The sequence below is a fragment of the Dyadobacter frigoris genome, from assembly GCF_005280585.1.
Taxonomy (GTDB): Bacteria; Bacteroidota; Bacteroidia; order Cytophagales; family Spirosomataceae; genus Dyadobacter; species Dyadobacter frigoris.
This window is the reverse complement of sequence record NZ_SZVO01000018.1, coordinates 14979-38326: the sequence shown is the minus strand read 5'-3', so window position 1 is coordinate 38326 and position 23348 is coordinate 14979. Positions and strand designations below refer to the sequence as shown.

Annotated in this window: 15 protein-coding genes and 1 pseudogene; 4 read left to right on the top strand and 12 right to left on the bottom strand. The window is 43.5% G+C overall.

Annotated elements, in window-relative coordinates:
* Positions 1-62: 62 nt before the first annotated feature.
* Together FDK13_RS28750 and FDK13_RS28745 are read right to left on the bottom strand one after the other, a co-directional pair.
* Positions 63-2738, bottom strand: a complete 2676-nt coding sequence (locus FDK13_RS28750) for an FtsX-like permease family protein (RefSeq protein WP_137343470.1) — start codon at positions 2736-2738, stop codon at positions 63-65.
* 22 nt (positions 2739-2760) lie between these two features.
* Entirely contained in the window at positions 2761-3096 is a 336-nt protein-coding gene (locus FDK13_RS28745) for a PadR family transcriptional regulator (RefSeq protein WP_137343469.1), read from the bottom strand.
* A 903-nt stretch (positions 3097-3999) separates the two neighbouring features.
* On the opposite strand from FDK13_RS28745, the gene FDK13_RS28735 reads away from it, so the two are divergent.
* The 3 genes from FDK13_RS28735 to FDK13_RS28725 all read left to right on the top strand — a co-directional run bounded on the left by FDK13_RS28735 (position 4000) and on the right by FDK13_RS28725 (position 6522).
* Positions 4000-5046 (top strand): NADP-dependent oxidoreductase, encoded by a 1047-nt coding sequence (locus tag FDK13_RS28735; RefSeq protein ID WP_220417451.1) that lies wholly within the window; start codon positions 4000-4002, stop codon positions 5044-5046.
* Positions 5047-5283: 237 nt separating this feature from the next.
* Positions 5284-5574: a nuclear transport factor 2 family protein gene (locus FDK13_RS35910; protein WP_220417450.1), complete on the top strand. Its 291-nt coding sequence runs from the start codon at positions 5284-5286 to the stop codon at positions 5572-5574.
* A gap of 33 nt (positions 5575-5607) precedes the next feature.
* Positions 5608-6522: a helix-turn-helix domain-containing protein gene (locus tag FDK13_RS28725; protein WP_137343468.1), complete on the top strand. Its 915-nt coding sequence runs from the start codon at positions 5608-5610 to the stop codon at positions 6520-6522.
* Between the two features lie 14 nt (positions 6523-6536).
* Here FDK13_RS28725 and FDK13_RS28720 read toward each other — a convergent pair whose 3' ends face one another.
* Entirely contained in the window at positions 6537-6920 is a 384-nt protein-coding gene (locus FDK13_RS28720; protein WP_137343467.1) for a winged helix-turn-helix transcriptional regulator, read from the bottom strand.
* A 216-nt stretch (positions 6921-7136) separates the two neighbouring features.
* Here FDK13_RS28720 and FDK13_RS28715 point away from each other — a divergent pair, with 216 nt between their 5' ends.
* Positions 7137-7739 (top strand): FMN-dependent NADH-azoreductase, encoded by a 603-nt coding sequence (locus FDK13_RS28715; protein WP_137343466.1) that lies wholly within the window; start codon positions 7137-7139, stop codon positions 7737-7739.
* A gap of 500 nt (positions 7740-8239) precedes the next feature.
* Here FDK13_RS28715 and FDK13_RS36245 read toward each other — a convergent pair whose 3' ends face one another.
* From FDK13_RS36245 to FDK13_RS28675, 9 genes and pseudogenes are all read right to left on the bottom strand, one after another.
* Positions 8240-8401: a hypothetical protein gene (locus FDK13_RS36245; protein WP_229216257.1), complete on the bottom strand. Its 162-nt coding sequence runs from the start codon at positions 8399-8401 to the stop codon at positions 8240-8242.
* 23 nt (positions 8402-8424) lie between these two features.
* Positions 8425-10833 (bottom strand): ABC transporter permease, encoded by a 2409-nt coding sequence (locus FDK13_RS28710; protein WP_229216256.1) that lies wholly within the window; start codon positions 10831-10833, stop codon positions 8425-8427.
* Positions 10830-11156: a PadR family transcriptional regulator gene (locus FDK13_RS28705; RefSeq protein ID WP_137343465.1), complete on the bottom strand. Its 327-nt coding sequence runs from the start codon at positions 11154-11156 to the stop codon at positions 10830-10832. The genes FDK13_RS28710 and FDK13_RS28705 overlap by 4 nt, the downstream gene beginning before the upstream one ends.
* A gap of 474 nt (positions 11157-11630) precedes the next feature.
* Positions 11631-11855: pseudogene (locus FDK13_RS36750) on the bottom strand (transposase); the annotation flags it as partial.
* Positions 11856-12050: 195 nt separating this feature from the next.
* Positions 12051-13436: a serine hydrolase domain-containing protein gene (locus tag FDK13_RS28695; protein WP_137343464.1), complete on the bottom strand. Its 1386-nt coding sequence runs from the start codon at positions 13434-13436 to the stop codon at positions 12051-12053.
* 814 nt (positions 13437-14250) lie between these two features.
* Positions 14251-14643: an NUDIX hydrolase gene (locus FDK13_RS28690; RefSeq protein WP_229216255.1), complete on the bottom strand. Its 393-nt coding sequence runs from the start codon at positions 14641-14643 to the stop codon at positions 14251-14253.
* A gap of 744 nt (positions 14644-15387) precedes the next feature.
* A complete protein-coding gene (locus FDK13_RS28685; protein ID WP_220417449.1) occupies positions 15388-18021 on the bottom strand; it encodes an ABC transporter permease in 2634 nt (877 codons plus the stop codon).
* A gap of 4 nt (positions 18022-18025) precedes the next feature.
* A complete protein-coding gene (locus tag FDK13_RS28680) occupies positions 18026-20689 on the bottom strand; it encodes an ABC transporter permease (protein ID WP_137343462.1) in 2664 nt (887 codons plus the stop codon).
* A 5-nt stretch (positions 20690-20694) separates the two neighbouring features.
* A complete protein-coding gene (locus tag FDK13_RS28675) occupies positions 20695-23340 on the bottom strand; it encodes an ABC transporter permease (RefSeq protein ID WP_170982940.1) in 2646 nt (881 codons plus the stop codon).
* Positions 23341-23348 lie beyond the last annotated feature (8 nt).

The following is a 23348-nucleotide window of genomic DNA, read 5'->3' as shown; positions in this document are numbered from 1 at the left end:
CAAGTATCTGCTCGCGCCGCAGCGGCGCGAGCAGATACTTGGGCTGATTTTCTTCCATGATGTTATTCGCTGCGCAGGCTTTTGACAGGGTTCATCAGTGCAGCTTTGACGCTTTGGAAGCTGACCGTCAACATCGCGATTGCCGTCATTGAAAGGCCGGTCACCGCAAACATCCACCATTTGATTTCAATTTTGAATTCAAAGTTCTGTAACCATTGGCCAATTGCTAACCAGGCAATTGGCGAAGCGATGATGATGGCTATCAAAATGAGCTTAAAAAAATCTTTTGAGAGCAAAGCCATCAGACTGGCAACAGACGCACCCAAAACTTTCCGTACACCAATTTCCTTGGTCCGCTGTTCGGCAGTGAAAGTAGCTAAGCCGAATAGACCTAAACAGGCGATCAAAATAGCCAGAAAGGTTGACGTTTCAATTAATTTCGCAGTCCTTATTTCAGACTGATAAGCCCTAGCCAGTGTTTCGTCAAGAAAACTGTATTCAAAAACGTGTTCCGGAAATGTTGCTATCCATACCTTTTCAATTTGTGTCAAAGCGGCCTTTAAACTTTCTGCATCAGGCCGTTCGCTTTGCAGTTTAATTCCTGCCTGGTAAAAATTATTTGGCACAACCTGAATCAGGGCAGGGTCAATTTTCTGGTGTAACGAATTGACATGGAAGTTTTTAGTTACGCCTGCTATCGTCGCAAATTGCTGTCCGTCACCGTAATAGATTTTTACTCCAATGGCATCCTGAGGCCTGGTTATACCCATTCTTTTAATAAAAACCTCATTCGCCAAGACCCTGAAATTGCTCGTATCCGAATCCTTTAAAGCATTTCCGGCTAATAACTGAATGCCATAAGTACTCAGATAATGCGAGTCGCCCATTTTCATCTGGGTTTTAATTTGTGTAAACGATGGACCCTGGCGATATTCCATTCCCTGCATCCAGTTGCTTTCAGAAGAAGCGCTGTTAAACGAAAAACTCACATCCTGAATCTGCGCAGTACCGGTAAGCTGATTGCGAAGCGCCTGCAATTTCTCAGGTTTGTTATCCGGAAGGCCGACCGTAATAATGGCCGCTTTATCAAAACCAAGATCCGCATTTCTGAAAAATGCAAGTTGCCGATTGATCAAAAAAGCGCTGTTAATCAGGATCAGCGAAACGGTAAACTGAACAACAACCAAGCCCTGACGTATTGAAAACCATTGTTTTCCCTGTGTCAATCCATGATTTTTCAACGCCCAGGCCGGAGCCATTCCTGATAAGCGGAACGCCGGGTAAACACCCGCCAATAAAGTTGTTAAAATTGCCAGACCGGTCATAAAAAGCCCCGTTTGCCAGTTATATAAGTCGGTTAATGAGAGGGGAATTGCGAGTATATCAGCCAGAGACTGCATGCTGAGTTGTGAAACCAAAACCGCCAGTAACAGCGCCAAAAAAGTTACGAGCCCGGCTTCCACCAAAAACTGATAAATCAGTGACCGGCGATTGCTGCCAATTGCCTTGCGAATCCCAACTTCCTTGGCACGTTTAAAAGCCTGTGCCGTACTCAGGTTAATAAAATTGAAACAGGCGATAAGCAATACCAGTAAACCAATAAAAGACAAAGTTTTCAGCAAACTGACGTTTGCGGTCCGCCCGCTCAGGTTTGGGGAATAATGTATTTCTGACAATGGATTTAGTTTAATTTTTTTTTCAGGCAGTGCTTCTTTGCCCATGTATTTTGCTGCAATTGCTGTAAATCGCTTTGTCAACTGTGCCGGAAAAACGTCTTTTTTCAATAAAACAAATACCTGATAGTTGTCATTCCAGCCATTCCACCTGTTTAAATCAAGTCCCGGATCGATCACTTTCAGCGTAGAAAATGAAACCAGCATTTTAAATGGAAAACTCGTCGTAACAGGCAAATCTTCCAGAATACCGGTGATTACAAGATCCTGTTTATTATCGATGCGTATGGTTTTACCCATTACATCTGCCGTTCCAAAATATTTTATCGCGTAAGATTTCGTGAGAACCACCGAATTTGGCTGCCCCAATGCTTTACTCGCATTACCAGCAACCAATCGATAATTAACCAAGCCAAATATTGAATTGTCAGTAAATACCACAGATTCCCTAAAGCGCTTATCTGCGGAAGGAATAGAGAACGTGCTTCCATAAGTTTGAAGCAAAGGTGTAACAAGTTCAGCCTCTGGCAAATCGGTGCGCAGGGCCTGTGCCATTCCTGTATAAGTACCCGGGGAAGTATGTTTTTCTTTGATATTTTCGGTTTCAAGTCTGTAAATACGATTACCATTAGCAAGGTCTTTGTCATATCCCGTTTCATGCCTGACAACCATGAAAATCAGAACCGTGCAGGTCATGCCCGCAGCAAGTCCGGTAATGTTAATGAAAGAATAACCTCTGTTCTTTGAAAGGTTTCTGAAAGCGATTTTAAAATAATTAAGTATCATATCAGGGTTATAAAAAGGATCGGACCGCTGCGCGGTTGACGGATATTTACTTTGTTTTCTTTTGATAAATGCCGGACGCATATAGGCCAATGCTTCCAGCCAGTATCGCCTCTTAGCTCTTGTTTTCCCTTCTATCTTCACCCGGCGGGCATAACGCTCCTCTAAATCACCAAGTACTTCTTCCCGCAGATGTGGCGCGACCAGCCAGTTGATAAAGCGGGTAAGCTGGCCGGGAGGCTGGTGTGACCTCTTGTTTACTTCGTTCTTTTTTGATTTCATTGAAGTGGGTCTCGTTAGGTGATCAGCTCCATTCCAGGCGAATAGCCGGCAAAATCCGGTCCCAAAGCCTGTTACGTACAGCTCTGGACTCTTCCATAATTCGCCCGCCGAGAGCTGTCACCGTATACAGCCGTTTTCTGCGACCACCCCGTTCCGCCGTTGCTTCACCCCAGACAGACCGCAGATACCCTTTTTGTTCAAGGCGTTGCATGGCTGCGTGCACAGCACCGGACGTCACCATGTTACCAGTTTCCTGTTCAAGTTCCTCAGCAATGGCAACCGTATAGGCATTGGGTGACAAAGCCGCTACTGCCAGCAACACCACTTCTTCAAACTCTCCTAAATCGCTTCGTCTCATTGATAAAGGGATATTTAATAAATTAAGATTATATAATCTGTTTCTGTATAACAAATCATGTGCCGGATATTGAAAATAGTCACCTCGCTCCCGAAATGGCTATTGCATCCGGAATATTAAATAGCAATTGTTCAAAATCGGACAATTGACGTTCGTATTTGAACAAAAGTGGGCATGTAAATTCTATGTAAAAAAGTGGTTAAAGCAAACCTATTGAAGAGATTTTGGAGTTATTGGGCTCATCGTTAATTTTGATAAATCGAAAACAATTATAAATTAAAAAAAAGTAACTATTGACCTAATCCAATTAAAATAGGTGCTATTGTGTCCAAATACTCGGTGTATCTGACGTCCGTTTTCAGATAATGCATATTCCACTCTAGGAGTGGTTATTGTTGGCCAGTGGTGGTGAGATCACTGAACCTTGCAGGGTGCCCTTCTCCTGAATCATTCCATTCTCTTGAAGAACTCCCGATTTGAGCCATCGTTCAATATACATCAGTACCCAGACAACGATAGATTACTGTTCCCGGGCATTTATCCCAAGTTCCGAAATCGACTACGGTTCCAACAGCTTCTTGCCGAAGTTTAACGATACCTCTTCAATGGTTCAGTTACGTTCAGCTCCCTGTTTCTTATCTGACGAATCTTTCTTTGCCTTTTCTTACTTGTTCAGTACCGGGAATTCTGACTACACTTTTTACAGTTTAGGCTAATTTTTGATTAACATCTTTACGGACCTTTGTACTACACAAGAAGAAAGAGGTTCTTTTAGTAAAGAATGAATTCTGGGAGTTAATATATCGGGATATCCATGGCAAACCCGATGAAGTTCAATCTTTTTCTGTTATCCCAATGAAACCAATTCTTGAATAAAAATTTACGGGATAAAAGTGCGAAAAGATGAAACAATTTGAAAACAAAATAGAAATTATTGAAAATGCACCCGTGATGAGGGCTATCCGGCTGCACGAGTTTGGTGGCCCAGATGTACTGCGTTACGAGGAGGCACCAATTCCCGAGATCAAGTCGGGTGAAGTGCTCGTTCGCGTTCACGCGGTCGGAATCAATCCTCCCGACTGGTACCTGCGCGACGGTTATAAGATGCTTCCCCCTGAGTGGCAGCCACAGGTGCCCTTCCCCGTGATCCTGGGGACAGACATTTCGGGCGTCATCGAGGCAGTCGCCGATAATGTTATGGACTTCTCCGTCGGCGACCAAGTGTATTCGATGGTTCGCTTTCCCAGCTTCGGACCCAGCAAGGCCTATGCCCAGTACGTCAGCGTGCCAGCGTCGGAAGTTGCGCTCAAGCCGACCGGCATCGATCACGTTCACGCCGCAGGGGCACCGATGGCAGGTCTCACCGCGTGGCAGTTCCTGATCGAACCAGGGCACAATGAACAAAACCCGCTTCAGCCCGACAGGCATGAGCCGGTACCGCTTGAGGGCAAGACCGTTCTCGTGAACGGAGCAGCAGGCGGCGTGGGTCACTTCGCGGTGCAAATAGCCAAGTGGAGGGGCGCGCGAGTGATAGCAGTGGCATCTGGCAAGCACGAGGCGTTTTTGCGCGACCTCGGCGCCGACAAATTCATCGACTACACCAAGACCCCACCCGAGGATGTCGTCCGTGACATCGATCTCGTCATAGACTCGGTTGGCGGCCCGGCAACCGGTCGTTTCTTGCGTACACTCAAGCGTGGCGGCGCATTATTCCCTATATTCCCATTAGGCTTCTCCGGCGTCCAGGAGGCCGAGAAGTTGGGTGTCACAATCTCCGCTACCCAGGTGCGCTCAAACGGTGCGCAGCTTGCGGAACTCAGTCGCTTGCTCGATGCCGGAACGGTTCGAGTCGGTATCGACAGCACGTTTCCGCTTGCCGATGCTCGGAAGGCGCATGAACGAGCTGCCCATGGTCACATCCAAGGTAAGATCGTACTCACCGTTGTATAAGTAAACAGGAGGCTGTCTCTATGTCAGACAGCCTCCTGTTTTAACTATTTATCACAAAATATATTAAAAGCACAAATGATAAGTATTCAAGAATTAGCGGATAGGGCTTCGCTCAAAGAACTAGCTGATAACGTTTCCATCCTGGCGGATAAGAAAGATTTTCATAGTGAAGTGTAACTGTTTTCTTTAAACGCCATCTCAGAAACCTTTGCCGAAGGTAAGTCAATATTAAAACTGATGGGCCGAAAAGAAATAGAGCTGGCGTTTGAAGATTTTCTTAAAGATTTCGAAACTGTATACCATTTTAACGGACAGCAGAAGCTGACGATAAATGGCGATCATGCTACTGGGACATGCTACTGTCTGGTCACATTGATCGGCATGGAAAATGGCAAAAAAATAAAGACCATCATAGGCGCTACTTATCAGGATGAATATGTTCGAGAGAATTGCAGGTGGCTGATAGCGAAGAGAATCGGGAATTTCGACTGGCAGGAGAAAGCTGAAGTTAGTAGGTGGTTCAATTAATTTTACGAAATAAATCTTAAATTATCCTCAATCATGAAAGTTAAATCGCAGCCCAACGTTTTCGAAAGCATCTCAGCGTATATGCGGGATTTGGGTATGCCTAAACCGTTACACCCTTTGGTCGCTTTGGTGAAATATGATAGCGACAGAATAAGCCGTAAAAACGCCGGACGGAGTTTTCTGGTTGATTTCTATAAAGTTTCATTTAAGGAAGATTTCAACGGCAACGTGAAATATGGTCAGGATTATTATGACTTCGAGGAAGGCGGCCTCGCTTTTTTTGCGCCAAACCAGTTAATAACCATGTCGAATGAGGAAAGCTGCTATGAAGACGGCTATAACTTATATTTTCACGCCGACCTGATCCGCAATTACCAGCTGGGAAAGAACATTGACCAGTATGGTTTCTTCACTTACACAGTGAACGAAGCGTTGTTCGTCTCGGACAAAGAGAAAAAAGTACTCGTTGACTTGTTTGAAAACATTGCTTCCGAGTTGGAGAACAGTACTGATACCTTTAGCCATGATGTACTGGTTTCCCTGATCGAATTGTTGCTTAATTATAGTAATCGTTTTTACAACCGGCAATTCCTTACCCGCAAAGCAATTCATCATGACCTGATCAGTCAAATGGATACCTATTTGGCAAGTCGTTTCGCAGAGCAGTTGGGTGGTGTACCTACGGTTCTTGAGGTAGCGAAACATCTCAATGTCTCATCAAGGTACCTTACGGATATGCTCAAGTCACTGACCGGGCAAAGTGCACAACAGCATATCCATGACAGGCTAATTGAAAAGGCTAAAGTGATCTTAGGCACCACCCGGCTGACTATCGCCGAAATCGCTTACCAACTGGGTTTTGAACACCCGCAGTCTTTCAATAAATTATTTAAGCGCTACACCAATTTATCACCGAACGTCTTTAGAAAGTCTTTTAATCGAATATAGCAACTGCACCAATTTCACACTTGTGGTTGTTTCCGCATACTTTGCTTCACCTTTTCCCGGTGTTGTCCACCCCATGCACTGAGTTCCCTCATTACGTTTTGCAAAGTTCGACTGTAGTCAGTCGCTTCATACCTGATGGTTACTGGCGTGGTTGGATATACGTTGCGTGTGATAAAATCATTCAATTCCAAATGCTTTAGCTCTTTAGCTAATATTTTGGAGGAAATCCCACCAATCTCATTTTGAATTTCATTAAAACGCTTCGAAGACTGCACCAGGCTAAGGATCAAAGGCAGCTTCCATTTTCCGTTAAGCACGTACAGCGCATCAACTACATTTTTAAGCGAACCGGCACATTCTGCAATGCCCGGAAGCGTGTCATCTACTGTGATTTTCATAGTTACAAAGATAAGCACATTCCTAAAGGTAACCGCTTTCCTTTGGGTAACTACTAACTTTTGATCACTTCGTAACAATACTTTTGTCAATGATCATTCGAGCGTAGAAAGCTTGCATCGTAACAAAAAGAATAAGCCGGTGACTAAATACTCAATGTTACGCTGCCCGTCCATTACCTCGAAATTTAAAAGTTATAGTAATTAATATAATTTCTTATGAAACGCATCCTTCATTTAATCTCAAGCCTACAAGGTAATGAGTCTTACAGCATCAAGCTCGGCCACGCAATTATTGAAAAAATTCAGGATAAGTATCCGGACAGTAAAGTTGAAGAGTTAAATCTGGTTGATACGGAAATCCCGCATCTTAACCCAGCTGTCCTTCGTACATTCTTTATTCCCGGAGATCAGCTTACAGCCGAGGAAAAAGAATCCATTCGCTTTTCTGATGAGCTGGTTAAACAGTTATTGGCTGTAGACATCATCGTTATTGGTGCGCCGCTTATCAACTTTACCATCCATACAGCACTAAAAGCATGGATCGACCATGTTACAAGGGCCGGAATAACATTTGGGTATGGGAAAAATGGCCCTGTCGGCAAGGTTACCGGGAAGAAGGTTTATGTAGCAATGTCTTCCGGTGGTATTTTTTCGGAAGGCCCAGGTAAAGCTAATGACTTTGTTGCTCCTTATCTTAAGGCTTTCCTTGGCTTTTTGGGCATGACAGACCTTACGGTTTTCCGAGCTGAAGGTTTAAAAGTCCCGGACGTAAAAGAGCATGCGATGGAAAAAGCCATTGACAGTATAAAGATTGATTAAAATCTTCTTTGGATTGACGGATGAGCACATAAAAAATCATTAAATAAATCAATGATTTTATTAAACTATGTCAATCTTTAAAACAGGTCAATTCAGCTTCATCAAGCTGGATTGACCTGTTTTACATCGAAGTCGTCAACGTTTCTCAACCAAGCCAACTATGTTGTTGGGATAAGACGCTCCAATGTATTGGAATTTTGGCATGGCATAATAAAGTAAATTCTTTGTTGTAAGAGATAGTAGCACCATTATATTTTGTCAGTGATCGAGCCAGTTTTGGACGTGCGGCAAGGCAGCCTGCATTATCTCAGTGGAGCTGCTTATCGAAAATTTTCTCGGCAAGTTCCAACAGCCCGGCCAGCTGGTCAATGAATCTCTCGGTGTTGGTACACGCATATTTGGTAACAGGCGATATCTGGTACATTCACAAGGTGGATAAGTTTTGGACTACTGGAGTTGTCCAAGCCTTTTTCCACATCTGCAACGAAAAATAAGCCCTTTTACTCTGTTTTCAAACTTTGAATAGGATTCATTAACGCAGCCTTGATACTCTGAAAACTAATCGTTGCGAAAGCAATAGTTACGGAAAGGATAGCGGCAATTGCAAAAACCCACCATTGGATATCCGTCTGATAAGCAAATTTTTTAAGCCAGGTATTCATTCCATACCATGCCAAAGGCGACGCTATGATAAAAGCCTGACAATACTTCCCGTAGATGCACCCATCACTTTTCGAACACCGATTTCTTTGGTACGTTGCGTGGTTGTGTATGAAGCCAATCCAAGCAAACCCAGACAAGAAATGAAGATTGCGAGAATGGAAAAATCAAAAAAAAGCTTTTCAAATCGTTCGTCGCTGCCGTATTGCCGGTCAAAAAATTCATCCATAAAATAATAACTAAACGGACGATCCGGGTTTTGCAGCTTCCATTGGTTTTCAATGCTGGCAAGTGTGTTTTTAAAATTTCCGCCACTTATTTTAACCGAAACCTGATTGCCATTCCACCAGTCAAGAAAGCGGAATGTGAGCGGTGTGATATTTTCTTGTAAAGATTTGAAATGAAAGTCTTTAACCACGCCAATAATGACTCCCTCACGGCCCCATTGCTTATATTTTTTACCAACAGCTTCCTGGGGTGCCTGATAACCAAGCATTTTTGCAGCTGCTTCGTTAATGACCAATGCTTTTGAACTATCAGAACCAAAAGATTTCGAAAAGGTCCTTCCGGCTACGACTTTCAAACCGAATTGCTGAATGAAATTAAAATCCACGCTATACACTTCCAGATTACCGGTTTGCATCTCGCCTTTTACATTTTCCATCTCAGAATAAGCCTGATTGCTCTTTGATCCAGGCACACGGGTCGAAGCGGCTGTTGATTTCACACCACTCAAACTGAGCAAAGATTCCTGGAATGCGTTACGTTTCGCTCCTGTCTCGGCCGAAATAACCAACATCTGATCCTTGGAAAAGCCAAGATCACGACTGCGCATAAAATCGACCTGGGTATATACAACAATAGTAGCGATGATCAATGCTATCGAAATGGAAAACTGAGCGGTTACTAAGCCCTTTCGTAACATAATTCCCTTTGCACTTGTAGAAAACCGTCCTTTAAGAACAACAACAGGATCAAAAGATGACAGCACGAACGCCGGGTAAATTCCTGCAATGCACCCAATTAGTACGGCAACTATAAACAGCCCGCCCACAAATGGCATACTTTCAATAACTCCATTGCTTATAATTTTCCCTGAAAGTTCGTTGAAGAATGGTATGGAAATAGCCGATAACAATACGGCAAAAACAAAGGCAATCAAACATAACAGCACGGACTCAATGATAAACTGCCTGGTTAAAACTGATCGCGGTGCACCCACTGCTTTCCTGACCCCCACTTCCCTGGCTCTTTCAACCGAACGCGCCGTAGTGAGGTTAACAAAATTAATACACGCAATAAGCAGGATAAAAATGGCGACGACTGAAAATATGTACACATTACTGATGTTTCCGGATTCCTCTGCTTCACGTGCTGAATGCAGATAAACGTCCAGCAATGGTTCCATGATCAGTGAGATCTTCATTTGCTGTTCCCGCATCATTTTCCCGGCATGGTTTTCGAGAAAAGCCGGAAATTTAGTTGAAAATTTACCTGGATCAGCGCCTGGTTTGAGTAGCAAATACGTTATCGCACCAAAATCGCCCCAATTCTCATCTACCCCTTTGTTGAAACGTTGTGTATAAGAGCTCATCGAAACGAAGATATCGCCCTTGATTTGAGAATTTGCCGGAAGATCCTGCATCACACCGGTAACAATTGCGGGAATACCCTCGTCACCCAAAAGCAGGGTCTGCCCCATCGGATCAGCATCTGCAAAATATTTCTTGGCAGTCTTTTCAGTGAAAACTACGCTCATTTGACCCTTTAAAGCAGTTTGCGGATTTCCTTTTATCAATACAAAATCAAAAACCTCATAAAGAGAACTGTCTGCAAAGACGGTCTTTTCTTCTTTGAATTTAAGATCCCCTTTTCTTACAAGATAATTTCTGGTCGCAAGTCTTGTAAAGGCTTCAACTTCCGGGAATTCATTTTTCAGATTAGGAGCAAATGCCCAGGAACTGATGCTGTAATTGAGCGTTTCCGATGGCGTTTTCAAATCCGTTGCCAATCTGTAAATACGGTCGGCCTTTTTGTTAAATGCATCATAAGTCAGCTCAAAGTGAACGTACATGGCAATCAGAAAACATGCTGACATGCCTACGCTGAGTCCAGTCACATTAATAAATGAAAAGGTCCTGTGTTTCCAAAGGTTTCTAAATGCAATTTTGAAGTTATTTTTTAACATGGCTTGTTGAAATAAAGGTGGCTTTGGATACAGAGATTCTTTTTCTTTTATGGCAAATGGTCTTATCAAACTAAAAACATCTATTATATACCGAAAGCGGGCTTTTTGTTCGCCAGCGTACTGCACACGTTCTTCGAACAACTCGTGCAGGTCTCCTTCGATCTCTTCTACCAAATGTGAAGCACAGAATAAATGAAGAAGCTTGTTGGCCCATTTCGGAGGCTTGATACGCTGGTCATCTTTCATGCTCCGGCAGGTCTAGGAATATCATCCCACATTTGGTTACGGACTTGACGAATGTTTTTCAGTGCCTTGATTCCAGGGGCAGTAACCAGAAAAAAACGCTTACGTCTTCCCCCTCGTTCTTTGGTAGCGCCACCCATTTGCGATGCTACCAAACCCTTCTCTTCCAGGCGATGCAGGGCCGCATGGACTGCGCCCAGGTTTACGGTACGGCCCATTTGCTGTTCGATCTCATTAGTAATGGCCGCTCCATAAGCACCGCCTGCCAGTATCGCTACGGCAAGCAGTACAATTTCTTCGAATTCACCCAGGTATGTCCCTTTCATAAAACTTATGTATGCATTTAACCGGATTAATTAGCGCTTTTCCCGAATTATAAGCGATTTATAAACGCAAGTTTATTAGTTCTGTAAATGTATAACAAATAGTATGCCATGATCTAAATATTGCTTTGCAATGAAATTTAAGTGGATAAACAATATTCAAACGTTCGAAAATGGACGTTTTGGATTAAAATTCGGACAGTTTTTGCAGGTACCACTGAAATTTAAAGTAATATCATCCTTAGCATTGATGTAAAAAGCATTCAACAAACAGGTTGTGCCCAAATTGTTAACTATCACCCAATAAAATATATTTTTCTCCTGAACAGTCGTATCTATACTTGCCCTGTCTTCCTTTTCATCCTTACCGTTAATGCGAATGCTTTCCTTTAAAATCAATTCTATTCCTTCTGCTCCAATCCGGTTACGAAAACCAGCAAGGCCACTTGCCTCACAAGGTGGACCGGGAGTAAAAAACTAATCACCGTTAAAATATTGATAATAAGCTTTTTCAGCCCACTGCTCTACAATGTTTTCATCGCTCAGGTTCCGCACATGCTTTGAAATTAATAAGGATACCACCAACCGGATCGACAGAGTCGGCCGTCCAGAATCTTCTTTATAATGCTTTTTGACGTGCCCATCAAAAAAAGACCAGTCCACCTGATTTGCCAGGAAATACAGAGGATGTTTACTTGATAGTTGCTCTTTTAGACCAGGTAAAAGGAAACTCTACTACTGTGTTTGTTTCGGCCTTGCTAGCTTTATTCTGCAAGATTTTGATTCCAAAACCAACAAATTTTACAGAATAACAACAAAATATATAATTTAAATTACTTAAATATAGATAGTTACATACTTGTCAAGTGGTGATTAGTTAGTCCGGTGCAGCGCCGATCATTTCAATGCCTGTTCGAGAAATGACTGGACAATCTTGTTGTCCGGATCTTTTCGGGCCGCCTTTTGTGCATATAAAATAGCCAGATCACGGTTTCCTTGCTGGGAATAAGCTTCGGCAATGAACTGACAGGCTATGGCATAATCTTTATCCTGAAGATCGAGCAGCAGCCCGAGCTGAAACAGTTTGACGGCATCGTCCGGACGGTTTCGGCGCATGAGAAATTTACCCGTATTGACCAGGTCTCCGATCTCGAAAGAAAAATCATACTGATCTTTTTTCTGCTCCCTGACCAGACGGTAAAAGGCAATACCATTGTTAAAATCAGCCAGCACCTCTTCGCGTAATTCCAGATACAGTGACCGTTTTGGTACGGTATAAGGCTTCTGGTTCAGGACGGCTATGATGGCCTCAGTCAACGGCCTGACCTTAAAATTCTGGTTGTTGGTCATCAGAATAACATAAAGATCCTGCTTTAAATCATGTGTCATCAGGGCCTCGTAATTATAATTGGAACCGTGGTGCTGGTGCCAGGTAAGTTCGCCATTTTCAAACTTTGCATTCCCTAAACTGCTTTCACCTTCGCCGAAACTCTGCGCCAGCTGTTGCATAGATGATTTCGATATTAATTTGTAGCTGTCGGCTGCGGATAAAAAACGGTAGAGATCGTCAATGGTCAAGCGGGGCCAACCCGTGGGCGTCTGACGTGGCTTTTCGTTGACGAACTTGTTGTTAAAGGCTATGGCCATCGTTGTATCACTAATGGGCAGGTCCATTAGTGTATGCGTCATTCCGCAAGGCTTCAGGATATGTTTTTCGATGAAAGAATTATATTGCATCCCGGATACTTTCTCAATAATCCGCTGCTGCAGATAAACGTTACTGTAACTATAGACATAGGAACGGCCCGGCACATTTGTCAGATGCTTTAAAGCCATGAGCTCTTTTTTTATCCCTTCATCGGAATTGCCGGAACTCACAGGTAGTCCGCTGGTGTAATTGAGCAGGTGGGATATTTCTACGCTGTCGGCCCAGGCAGGTAGTTCGGGAAAATACTTTTGCAAACGGTCGGTTAATGACAATTTCCCCTGTTGTGCAAGCAGCATAATCGCTATACCGTTGAATTCTTTGGCAATCGAGCCTATGTCGAAACGTTTATCGGGTGTCAAGGGATAATTTTTACTTCCATCCGCATATCCGATTGCGGCTTTGTAGATAAGCTGGCCCTTTTTCACTACCAGTACATTACCATTGAATACGCCCGTTCGCTGGGCCGCCCGCATGAGCGAATCCAGACGCCCGGCCAGGACATCCCGTTGAGCGTAGAGTTTACCACTGGTAAAAAGGTACAACGCGAGGATTGCAGACAAGAAAATTTTCTTCATAAGGATAGTTTAGTTTGAGAATGCCACAAAGACGTGTTTAAAAAAAGAGAATTTCTAAAAACCGCAATTGATCCCGGGTACGTCACTGATCATTCAAATACTATGCTAGTTTTGTATGTTTCTCATTATAAGAAAGATGCAAGTATGGGACGCCGGTATGCGTGTTCAAAAGTGAACAAGAGTGTCCATTTTTGGCTAATTTATTCAGCAGAGTGCTCATTCAATTATTATATTTTTATTTTATTAACCAGTTGGGTTAAATAGAATTGTGATAACCCTAATTTGCATGTCAAAAACCCAACAGATGAAGCCAGTCTTTACGCCTTTTCCTGGCGGAGCTTCCATATTGTAAAATTCAATCATTTCAAGGGTGAATCATTATGAAACAATGTCTTGGGAGACTAGAATATTAGGGGATAGTCACAACTTTCCAAGAGGATTTACTTGATAATTTCCGATGAATACCATACCGAACATGCCAAACAAAAAGATAGCCTGATCGTACCATTTATCGGCTGCAATTAGCTGTTGTTTTGACAAACAAATAACAGTTGTGCGAGCATTACATTACAATGAGTATGGCGGAACAAACGTGCTGCAATAGAATGATATAACTATTATCGTTATTTTTTATGGAACTGAACATGATTCTTCCTTGATTGGTGAGAAATAAACATCTTGGTTCTGAACTTGAAAAAGAAAGTAAGGAATCCATTGCATATTAATGAACTCGCTTAGAGCGAAAAAAAATGCTGGCTTCATATCTCGGGGTTCACAGTGACACTTTGAGCAGTCAACAGCGGAATTTCTGTGTTCAATCCAGCAGTCCTTTCGCCTTAAGATAATCAAAAATGATTTTATCAACATCCGAGATTTTATCCTGGTCAGCAAAATTCAGCCACCTTATTTCCTCGATTTCCGAGGTTGCTTGCAGTGCTCCGGTATAGTCTGCAGTATAGCACGTCATTTTCACAATAATCCCCTCAGCATGTCCATGTGCCTGCGCTTCAAAAATACCTGCAAATTGCAGAGAATCGCTTTTTAAGTCAATATTAAGCTCTTCTTTTATCTCACGGATTATGGCTTGTGCGTCCGTTTCACCGGCTTCCCGTTTGCCTCCCGGAATATAAAATTTGTCTTTACCATAACTTCGTGTTGAGAGAATTGCTTTATCTCTTATCTCAATCCAGGCAAGTTTGTCAATCATTAACATTTTATCAATATTTTCGGTAACCCCAGAGCCATTCTTCTGTTTACAAAAATAAGCAAAGTCAAACGAGAAAAATGTATATTTATCTCAATTGGGCTGCTTTGAGAAAATTTCCTCAGCTAACTCCAATAGCTCGGCCAGATGTTCAAAGAATCTCCCATTCCCGGTTATCAAAACTATCTACCTTTCAGACGGTTCAAATGATCCGCCAAAGCTATTTTGTTCACAGAAAGCCGCCATGCAAAGCTTACCTGTAACAGAACCTGGATACCAATCTATTCCATCATAGGTCGGGTTTCGAAGTTATGGAAGGATTTGTCAGGACAGCTCATTCCAAGTCCAATGAAAGTCAGCCAGTATAGCAGTGTTGATCTGCGAATACATTCGTTCATTTTATCCGGTTGCAGAAAACGATTTAAAAATAGTTTCGTATCATATCATGGCAAAAAAATGGTTAAAGAATAGCTACTCCGCAAGCGTTTTGTCTTTTGATGTATCTCCATTTCTAAAATCCCAAAACTTCGGCAAATAAAACTTCAGGTTTCCCTTTCCCAAACCGTCCGAGCTGTGAGTTAAAGCAGTCACGCAAATTACACCTCAATGGCTTCGAGTAAACGCAGAACCCAAAACCAATAAAGGAGCGTCAAACCAGGAACGGTACAGAAACGGTTGCATCTGGTTTTATCATTTTATTTTGATTTCGGACCGGAAGATCTGAGGTATAATCTTCCGGTCAATTAGTCACTCGCTTTTAAGACTCTTCACCGGATTCAGTAGTGCTGCTCTGACACTTTGAAAACTCACCGTCAGAAATGCTACTGCGATAACCGAACCGCCTGTGACAGCAAAAATCCACCATGACAGTTGCTCCTTATATGTAAAGCCATTCAACCATTTATCCATTGCCCACCAAGCTGCGGGGCAGGCAATCAGAAGGGCTATAAAAACAAGTCTGAGAAAATCCTTTGGCAACAGCTTAACAATACCAATCACTGTTGCGCCAAGCACTTTGCGGATCCCGATTTCTTTTATCCGTTGCTGAGCCATAAATGAAGCAAGACCAAACAGTCCAAGGCAGGCTATAAAAATCGACAAAACCGCGAAATAGTTGCCCAATGTGCTAACAACTTGTTCGCTTTTATACATCTTCTCATACTCCTGATCTGCAAAGTTATAAGTAAAAACAAAGCTGGGATTGAGCTTTTTACAAACTGCTTCAAGACTGAGCAGAGCCTGCCGGGTTTGTCCTGGCTGCGTTCTCACAAGCAGGTTGCCATATTTGTTATTTTCTCCAAACCACATGATCAACGGTTTGACCGGTTCTCTGAGCGACTGAAAATGAAAGTCTTTCATTACCCCGAGAATCTTACCCGGCTTTCCCCATAATGTCAATGGTTGGCCAACCGGATTTTTATATCCGATCCTTCGGGCAGCCTGTTCATTAATAACAAATCCGGCTGAATCCGAGGCTAACGCCTCAGAAAAATAACGACCGTCTTGCAGCTTCATTTTTAAGACACTATCCATATCATAGCCAACAGAAACCTGTGCAAACTCAATACTTGCAGAAGGATCTTTCCCTGTCCAATCAACCTGCGTTGTGCCACTGCTTATACTACTGGGCTGATAATCCATCCTGGAAACCCCCTGAATGCCCTGCATATGTTGCAGTTCCTGTTTTAAGGTGCCATACCTTTCCAACAGTGCTCCTTCCATAGGAACATAGATCAGATTTTCGCGGTCAAATCCCAGATTTTTCTTATTGATAAAGCTCATCTGCCGGTGCACGACAAACGTTCCAATGATTAGCGCAATCGAAATAGTAAACTGAATCACAACCAAAGCCTCGCGTAGTACTGTGGCAGACCGTTTGGACTTTAGAATGCCTTTCAGAACACTGATAGGACGCAAAGACGATAAATACAGGGCCGGATAGCTACCTGCTAAAATGCCTGTTACCGCTACGATAATCAGCATACCCATCGCAAAATTAAAGTCTGTAAAGGGCATCACAATCGCTTTTCCGGTAAGCTGGTTAAAACCCGGTAACAGTAACATGATTAATCCCAGCGAAGCAAAAGCAGCCCCCAAAGTAAGCAAAAGGGCTTCTCCTATAAATTGAATAATAAGTCGCCACCGGTCGGCTCCCACCGCTTTTCGTACACCGACCTCCTTCGCTCTTTTAGCAGATTGTGCAGTTGACAGGTTCATAAAATTAATGCAGGCAATCAAGAGCACCACAACGCCAACAATGCTCAACAGCCTAATGTAATCAATCCTTCCACCTGAAATTTCTCCGTTGTCTGTCTCCGAATGCAGATAGATATCCTCATAGGGTTGAAGGAACAATTCTACATCAAACTGCTTGGCATTTTTGGAATTTATACCCAGGTATCCGCGTAGCGCATGTTTAATTTTAGCATCAAAAGCAGTTATGTCTGTATCTGTTCGCAGCTGTACTAATGTCCATGGACTTGGATTCCCCCATTCTTTTGCCCATGGCATTTGTCTCGTAAAATCATCCCACGGAAGCAAGAAGTCATATTTCTGTGAGGTGTTTTCAGGCAGGTTTTCAAAAACTGAGGTAACCTGAAATTCCTCCTTGTTTTCGATCCGGATGGATTTCCCTATAGCGCTTTGAACATTTCCGAAATACGTTTGTGCCAGTTTCCGAGAAATTGAGATACTATAAGGGGCCTTCAATGCCGTTTCCGTGGAACCGACCAGCAATCTTATGCTAAACATTTTAAACCACTCAGGTCCGGCCCAGTCGCCTGTTTCCTTGCCGACCTTATCTCCGACTTGAAATGTCATAGCCTTACTTCTGGCTGTAAAAACTGAAGCACGAACAATTTCCGGATATTTCTTTTTAAACTCTACGGAAGTAGGCCCGGGCGTTGACCCCATAGCCATCCGTTTGCCTTCTGATATCTGCCGCCACATCAGCCGATATATTTGATGCCCATTGGCATGGTAGCGGTCCACACTAATTTCGTCACTGATCCATAGAAAAATCAGTAAGCTTGAAGTCAGGCCCAATGTCAGCCCAAGAAAGTTGATTGCCGACATGGACTTATTGTGCCATAGACTTCTGAATGCGATTTTAAAATAATTCCGTATCATATCTGAGTTATAAAAAGGGTCGGACCGCCGCGCGGTTGACGGATATTCACTTTTTTGTCTTTTAATAAATGCGGGCCGTATGTAGGCCAATGCTTCAAGCCAGTAACGGCTCCTGGCGCTGGCGGCTCCTGGCGCCTTCGCGAGGCGGATATATCGCTCCTGCAAATCGCCGAGTATCTGCTCACGCAGATGCGGTGCAATAAGCCGGTTAATAAGGCAAGTTAGATACGCTGGTGGTTGGATTTCTTTCATGGCGCTATTCGCTACGCAAACTTTTCACAGGGTCGAGCAATGCAGCTTTCAGGCTCTGAAAGCTTACAGTCACCAGCGTAATCACTAACGCCCCTGCCCCGGTAGCAGCAAAAATCCACCAGGACAGCTCAGCCCGATAGTCGTATTTGGCCAGCCAGGTATTCAGGAAGTAACAGGCGAGCGGTGTGGCGACCGTAAAGCCGATGGTTGCCAGAAATAAAAAATCCCTGGAAAGCATGACCCATAAATTTACCAGTGAAGCACCTAGCACCTTCCTGATCCCGATCTCTTTCTTTCTTTGCTCAGCAACGAAAGACGCCAGCCCAAAAAGCCCAAGGCAACTTATAAAAATGGCAAGACTGGCAAAGAAACTTGTCAGTTTGCCAATCCGCTCTTCCGACCTGAATTTGGCATCATATTCCAAGTCTGCAAACTGATATTCAAATGGCCTGGACGGACTGAATCTTTTAAAAACAGCCGCAATTTTTGGCAAAGCAACGCTGGTGGCTACCTGTGGGCGTAATTTTATATTGATCCAGTTTGGGTTTCCAAAAAGCATAAAAGCAGTGGGTTTAACTTTTTCAAACGGCGAATCCATTATCATATCTTTTACGACTCCAAGGACCTTAAATTGCTTACGTATATCACCGGTCATCCATTTGCTTTTCCATCTGACGGGAAAGCCCACTGCTTCCGCCACCTGCTGACGGTTGAAACCCATCAGCCTGGCAGCTGTTTCGTTGATCACAAAACCAGTCGAATCAGAGGCATACTCTTTTGAAAAATTCCTTCCCGCTATAAATTCCAGCCCCACAGTTTTTGCGTATTCCGGCGATATGCTCAGGCTCGCAAATTCATCTGTACCCATCTCATTTCCCCGCCATGTAAACCCATTATTAGTACTCCAGGCGCCCGTCGTTGGGCTCTGCGAAAGCGCCACCTCGGAGACAACACCGGTATTTTTCAGTTCTGACTGAAGTACATCGGCTTTTTCAAAAAATTCTGTTTGCATGGAAACCATCATCAAACCGTCACGGGAATAGCCTACTGGACGGTTTTTCGCAAATTGGACCTGATTGTAAACAATAAGCGTACAGATTACAAGCGTTATTGATACGGTGAACTGCATCGAGACCAATATCTTACGGGGCAGCGAAGCAAACCGTCCCAAGTGAACCGTTGCGCCTTTCAGTACCCTTACGGGCTGGAAGGATGTCAGATACAGTGCAGGGTAAATTCCGGCTAAAACGCCTGTGATAGAGATAAAAACCAGATTGAACATCCAGAAATATAAGTTTGTCCAAGGAATGAGCATCTGCTTGGCAGCAAGGTCGTTGAACCAGCTCAGAGAAATATAAACCAACGTGAGGGCAATAAGAAATGAGATGATGACAACAATAAAGGATTCGCTAAAAAACTGTCCGATCAATTGCCCGCGTAAAGAGCCCACTGCTTTGCGTATCCCAACCTCCTTAGCACGCTTTGCCGACCTTGCAGTGCTCAGGTTCATAAAATTGATGCAGGCAAGAAGCAGTACAAAAAAACCGATCACCCCAACCAGCCATACGTACTGCACAGGGCCCTGATCGGCAACTCCATTTTTGAAATTGGAATACAAATGCCAGTTGCTCATGCGGTTAAGCCACATCTGTGGATTGTAACCTGCTTCTTCCTTCATGTTCTCGATATGCCGGATAACATTCAGCTCGGAGTTCCGGATGGCCGCTGTGGCTTTGTCAAAACTTGTTTCAGGCTTGATCTCAACGTAGATCCAAAGCGCATGGTTATCCCATTTTTTCTGCGCCATGTACGCGTTGGTCGCAAGGAAATATTGCCAGGTGGACAGGAACTGCAGATTATGGAATTCGGAATTTTGGGAAATATCCTTGTATACGCCCGTTACTTTGGCATTTTTATCCGTGTCCATCTGAACAATCTGATTCATGGGGTCCGAGTCTCCAAACAAAGCTTTTGCGGTGGACTCAGATAACAGGATCGACTGCTGCTGCTGTAAACCTGCCCAGGAGCCTGAAACCATTTCCAAAGAAAGCATTTCCGGTCCATCAGGCTCGACAAATTGCCCTGTCTTTGTGACTTGTTTTTCCCCTACTGTCAGCAGGCTGCCTCCGGTTTGTGTGGAGGCAACAATATGTTTAAAATTCTCTCCGTAATTGGCCTTCAGCTCGTTGATAAACGGGAATGGCAGTGATTTCCAGGTTTGTTTTTCACCAAGTATATCTTCATTTTGAAGTATTACAGCAATGCGGTCGTAGTTCTTATGGTATTTATTAAATGACAATTCATCATAAACCCAAAGACCAATGAGCATGGCCACGCCCATCCCCACTGCCAGGCCACCAATGTTGATAGCGGAATACCCTTTATTATTCGAAAGGTTGCGAAACGCGATTTTGAAATAATTATGTATCATATCAGGATTATAAAAAACAGTTGACGGATACTCACTTTTTTGTCTTTTGATAAATGCAGGGCGCATGTAGGCCAATGCTTCCAGCCAATAGCGCCTCCGGGCACTGGCTTCTCCTTGTACCTTCACACGGCGGATATATCGCTCCTGCAAATCACCTAGTATCTGCTCGCGCAGATGCGGCGCAAACAGCCAGTTGATGAAGCGGGTAAGCTGTCGGGGCGGTTGGGTTTCTTTCATGGCGCTTATTCGCTGCAAAGGCTCTTGACCGGGTTCGCCAGTGCGGCTTTTACGCTTTGGAAGCTTATGGTTATCAAAGAAATCATAATAACAATCATGGCCGCAGAGGCAAACAACCACCCGTTTAGTGCGATCCGGTATGGATAATTCTCCAGCCATTTATTTGCTGCCAACCAGGCAAGGGGCACTGCCAATAGTAAGGCTATCAGGACAAGTTTCAAAAAATCCTTTGACAAACTGGCCACAATCGCCGCTACTGATGCGCCCAATACTTTCCGGATACCGATTTCCTTCGTCCGGGTCTCGGCAGAAAGCACCGACAACCCCAGCAACCCAATACAGGAAATGAAAATGGTTAGAATAGCTCCGAACAACAATATTTGTTTCCATCTTGCTTCCGCTTCGTAACTTTTTAGATTTTCCTGGTCTTTGAAACCATAAGAATAAGAATCGAGCGGAAACATGTTTTTAAAAGTTTCTCCAATGTATTTTAAGCTATTTGTTTCACTGCCAGGTTTAATTTTGATATAGAGCATCCCATAGTCGCTCCCCGGATTCATTGTAAATAGCTGGGGTTCGATTTTCTCGGTAAGTGGTTTAAAATGATAGTCTTTCACCACGCCCACGACGGTGTATTTCTCGTTGATATCAAAAAAGGCAACTTCCTGCCCGACTGGCTCCTTCCAGCCGGCCTGTTTCACAAATGTTTCATTCACTAAAATCGAATGCACTGAATCGGAAGGGTAAATGGGAGAGAAATTTCGCCCTTTTATCACCGGAATTTTCAATAATGGGATAAACGAAGCGTCGATAGTTTCGTACGTGACATTTACCCGGTGCTCTCCATTTACCTTTACCGTGTTGCCCGAATAACCATTATTCTTAAATGCCACATCCACAATGTTTGGATTCTTAATTAATTCATCCTTAAACAAAGTTGCATCATGATGTTTTAAGCCCCATTTCTGCACGGTTATCAAATTGGTGTCTTCATAACCCAGCTTTTCGTTGGTCAGAAAATCAAATTGTGAAAAAATTACGAGCGTAGAAATGATTAGAAATGAGGCCAGCCCAAACTGTAAAACCACCAGAGATTTTTGAAGGTAATTTTTTCCGGTCAAAGTAAACCTGGCATTAAGCGCACTAACGGGATTATAGTCCGAGATAATCAACGCAGGATAAAATCCTGCAAGCAATACAGTACTGATAAAAAGAATACTATATCCGGCTATGAGTTTAAAATCAACAAGATAAGAAAGGGCCAGCGCCTTACCAGATAATTGGTTAAACACCGGGAGAACAACTTGCACCATCAAGATTGCAAGTACAAAAGCTGCCAGACACAACAGAAACGACTCGCCCAGAAATTGTATAATAAGCTGATTTCTGTTACCACCTATTGATTTTCGAATCCCAATTTCCTTGGCGCGCTTTATCGACCGCGCCACCATCAGGTTTACAAAATTGATGCAGGCTATGATCAGTATAAAAAGGGCAATACCAGAAAGGATGTAGGAATAAGCCGGATTACCGGCATCTGAAAGGCCTTCACTTGCCGAAACATTCTTACTAAGATGGATATCGGTAAGGGGCTGCAGAAAAAACGACATGCCCACATTTGCTATACCGTACTTTTCGCGGATCATCTTGATAGATTCTGCTGCATCTGCCTCAAACACCTTTTGCATCTTCGCCTCTACGGTCTGTAGGTTCGCACTCGGAGCAAGAACAACGAAAGTATTCAGGAAAAATCTGAACCAATTTTCGTTAAGGCCTTCCTCACTGGCTGAAACATTCAACGGCCGTAACATCTGGAATTTGATAGATGAATTCTGCGGACAATTTTTGGCTATCCCTGTCACGGTAACAGGATTGAACCCGGCGCCATTTTTTAAAAACATAGTTTCCCCCAAAACATCTGTTGTACCAAACTGCTTTTGAGCCATTTCCTCGGTAATGACCACCGAAGCCGGGTCGAGTAATGCGGTTTTGGCGTTACCACTTATCATCGGAAAAGAAAAGACTGATAGAAAATTGGAATCAACCAGGCTGACGGATTGAGTGTGAATGTCGTTACCTGTTTTCATTTCCATCTGAGCCTGTTGCAAACGAACAAAAGCCAAAATCTCAGGTACCCCTGCCGAAAATCGAGATCCTTGAAAATAACCTGTGTAACCACTGTTTGCGATGTTACCTTCCGATTTTATCATTTTTCTGTCCACACGGTAAATTTGACCGGCCCCTTCATGGAAGTGGTCGTAGCTGATTTCATCTTTAGTGTAAAGCATGATAAGCATTGCTGCCGCCAGCCCGATACTCAGCCCTCCTACATTGATGACTGAATACAATTTATTGTGAACAAAAGTCCTGTACGTGATTTTGACATAATTTTTAATCATGGCTGGATTCAGTAAAAAGGTTGACCGATATTCACTTTTTTGTCTTTTGATAAACGCCGGGCGCATGTAGGCCAGAGATTCCAGCCAGTATCTTCTCCTGGCTCGTGCTACTCCCTGCGTCTTTACCCTCCGCATATAGCGTTCATGTAAATCACCCAGTATTTCCTCACGCAGATGCGGCTTGACCAGCATTTTTATGAAATTGGTAAGATACCCGGGCGGCTGACCTGATGTCGACTGTTCTGATTTCATGGCTTTGA

Bases quoted from the DNA above. Each gene is read 5' to 3' on its own strand.
- FDK13_RS28675 (WP_170982940.1), bottom strand. From the start codon at position 23,340: ATGAAATCAGAACAGTCGACATCAGGTCAGCCGCCCGGGTATCTTACC.
- FDK13_RS28690 (WP_229216255.1), bottom strand. From the start codon at position 14,643: ATGATTGACAAACTTGCCTGGATTGAGATAAGAGATAAAGCAATTCTC.
- FDK13_RS35910 (WP_220417450.1), top strand. From the start codon at position 5,284: ATGGGCCGAAAAGAAATAGAGCTGGCGTTTGAAGATTTTCTTAAAGAT.
- FDK13_RS28725 (WP_137343468.1), top strand. From the start codon at position 5,608: ATGAAAGTTAAATCGCAGCCCAACGTTTTCGAAAGCATCTCAGCGTAT.
- FDK13_RS28695 (WP_137343464.1), bottom strand. From the start codon at position 13,436: ATGAAGAAAATTTTCTTGTCTGCAATCCTCGCGTTGTACCTTTTTACC.
- FDK13_RS28720 (WP_137343467.1), bottom strand. From the start codon at position 6,920: ATGAAAATCACAGTAGATGACACGCTTCCGGGCATTGCAGAATGTGCC.
- FDK13_RS28750 (WP_137343470.1), bottom strand. From the start codon at position 2,738: ATGAAATCAAAAAAGAACGAAGTAAACAAGAGGTCACACCAGCCTCCC.
- FDK13_RS28735 (WP_220417451.1), top strand. From the start codon at position 4,000: ATGAAACAATTTGAAAACAAAATAGAAATTATTGAAAATGCACCCGTG.
- FDK13_RS28745 (WP_137343469.1), bottom strand. From the start codon at position 3,096: ATGAGACGAAGCGATTTAGGAGAGTTTGAAGAAGTGGTGTTGCTGGCA.
- FDK13_RS28710 (WP_229216256.1), bottom strand. From the start codon at position 10,833: ATGAAAGATGACCAGCGTATCAAGCCTCCGAAATGGGCCAACAAGCTT.
- FDK13_RS28685 (WP_220417449.1), bottom strand. From the start codon at position 18,021: ATGAAAGAAATCCAACCACCAGCGTATCTAACTTGCCTTATTAACCGG.
- FDK13_RS28680 (WP_137343462.1), bottom strand. From the start codon at position 20,689: ATGAAAGAAACCCAACCGCCCCGACAGCTTACCCGCTTCATCAACTGG.
- FDK13_RS28715 (WP_137343466.1), top strand. From the start codon at position 7,137: ATGAAACGCATCCTTCATTTAATCTCAAGCCTACAAGGTAATGAGTCT.
- FDK13_RS28705 (WP_137343465.1), bottom strand. From the start codon at position 11,156: ATGAAAGGGACATACCTGGGTGAATTCGAAGAAATTGTACTGCTTGCC.
- FDK13_RS36245 (WP_229216257.1), bottom strand. From the start codon at position 8,401: ATGAATACCTGGCTTAAAAAATTTGCTTATCAGACGGATATCCAATGG.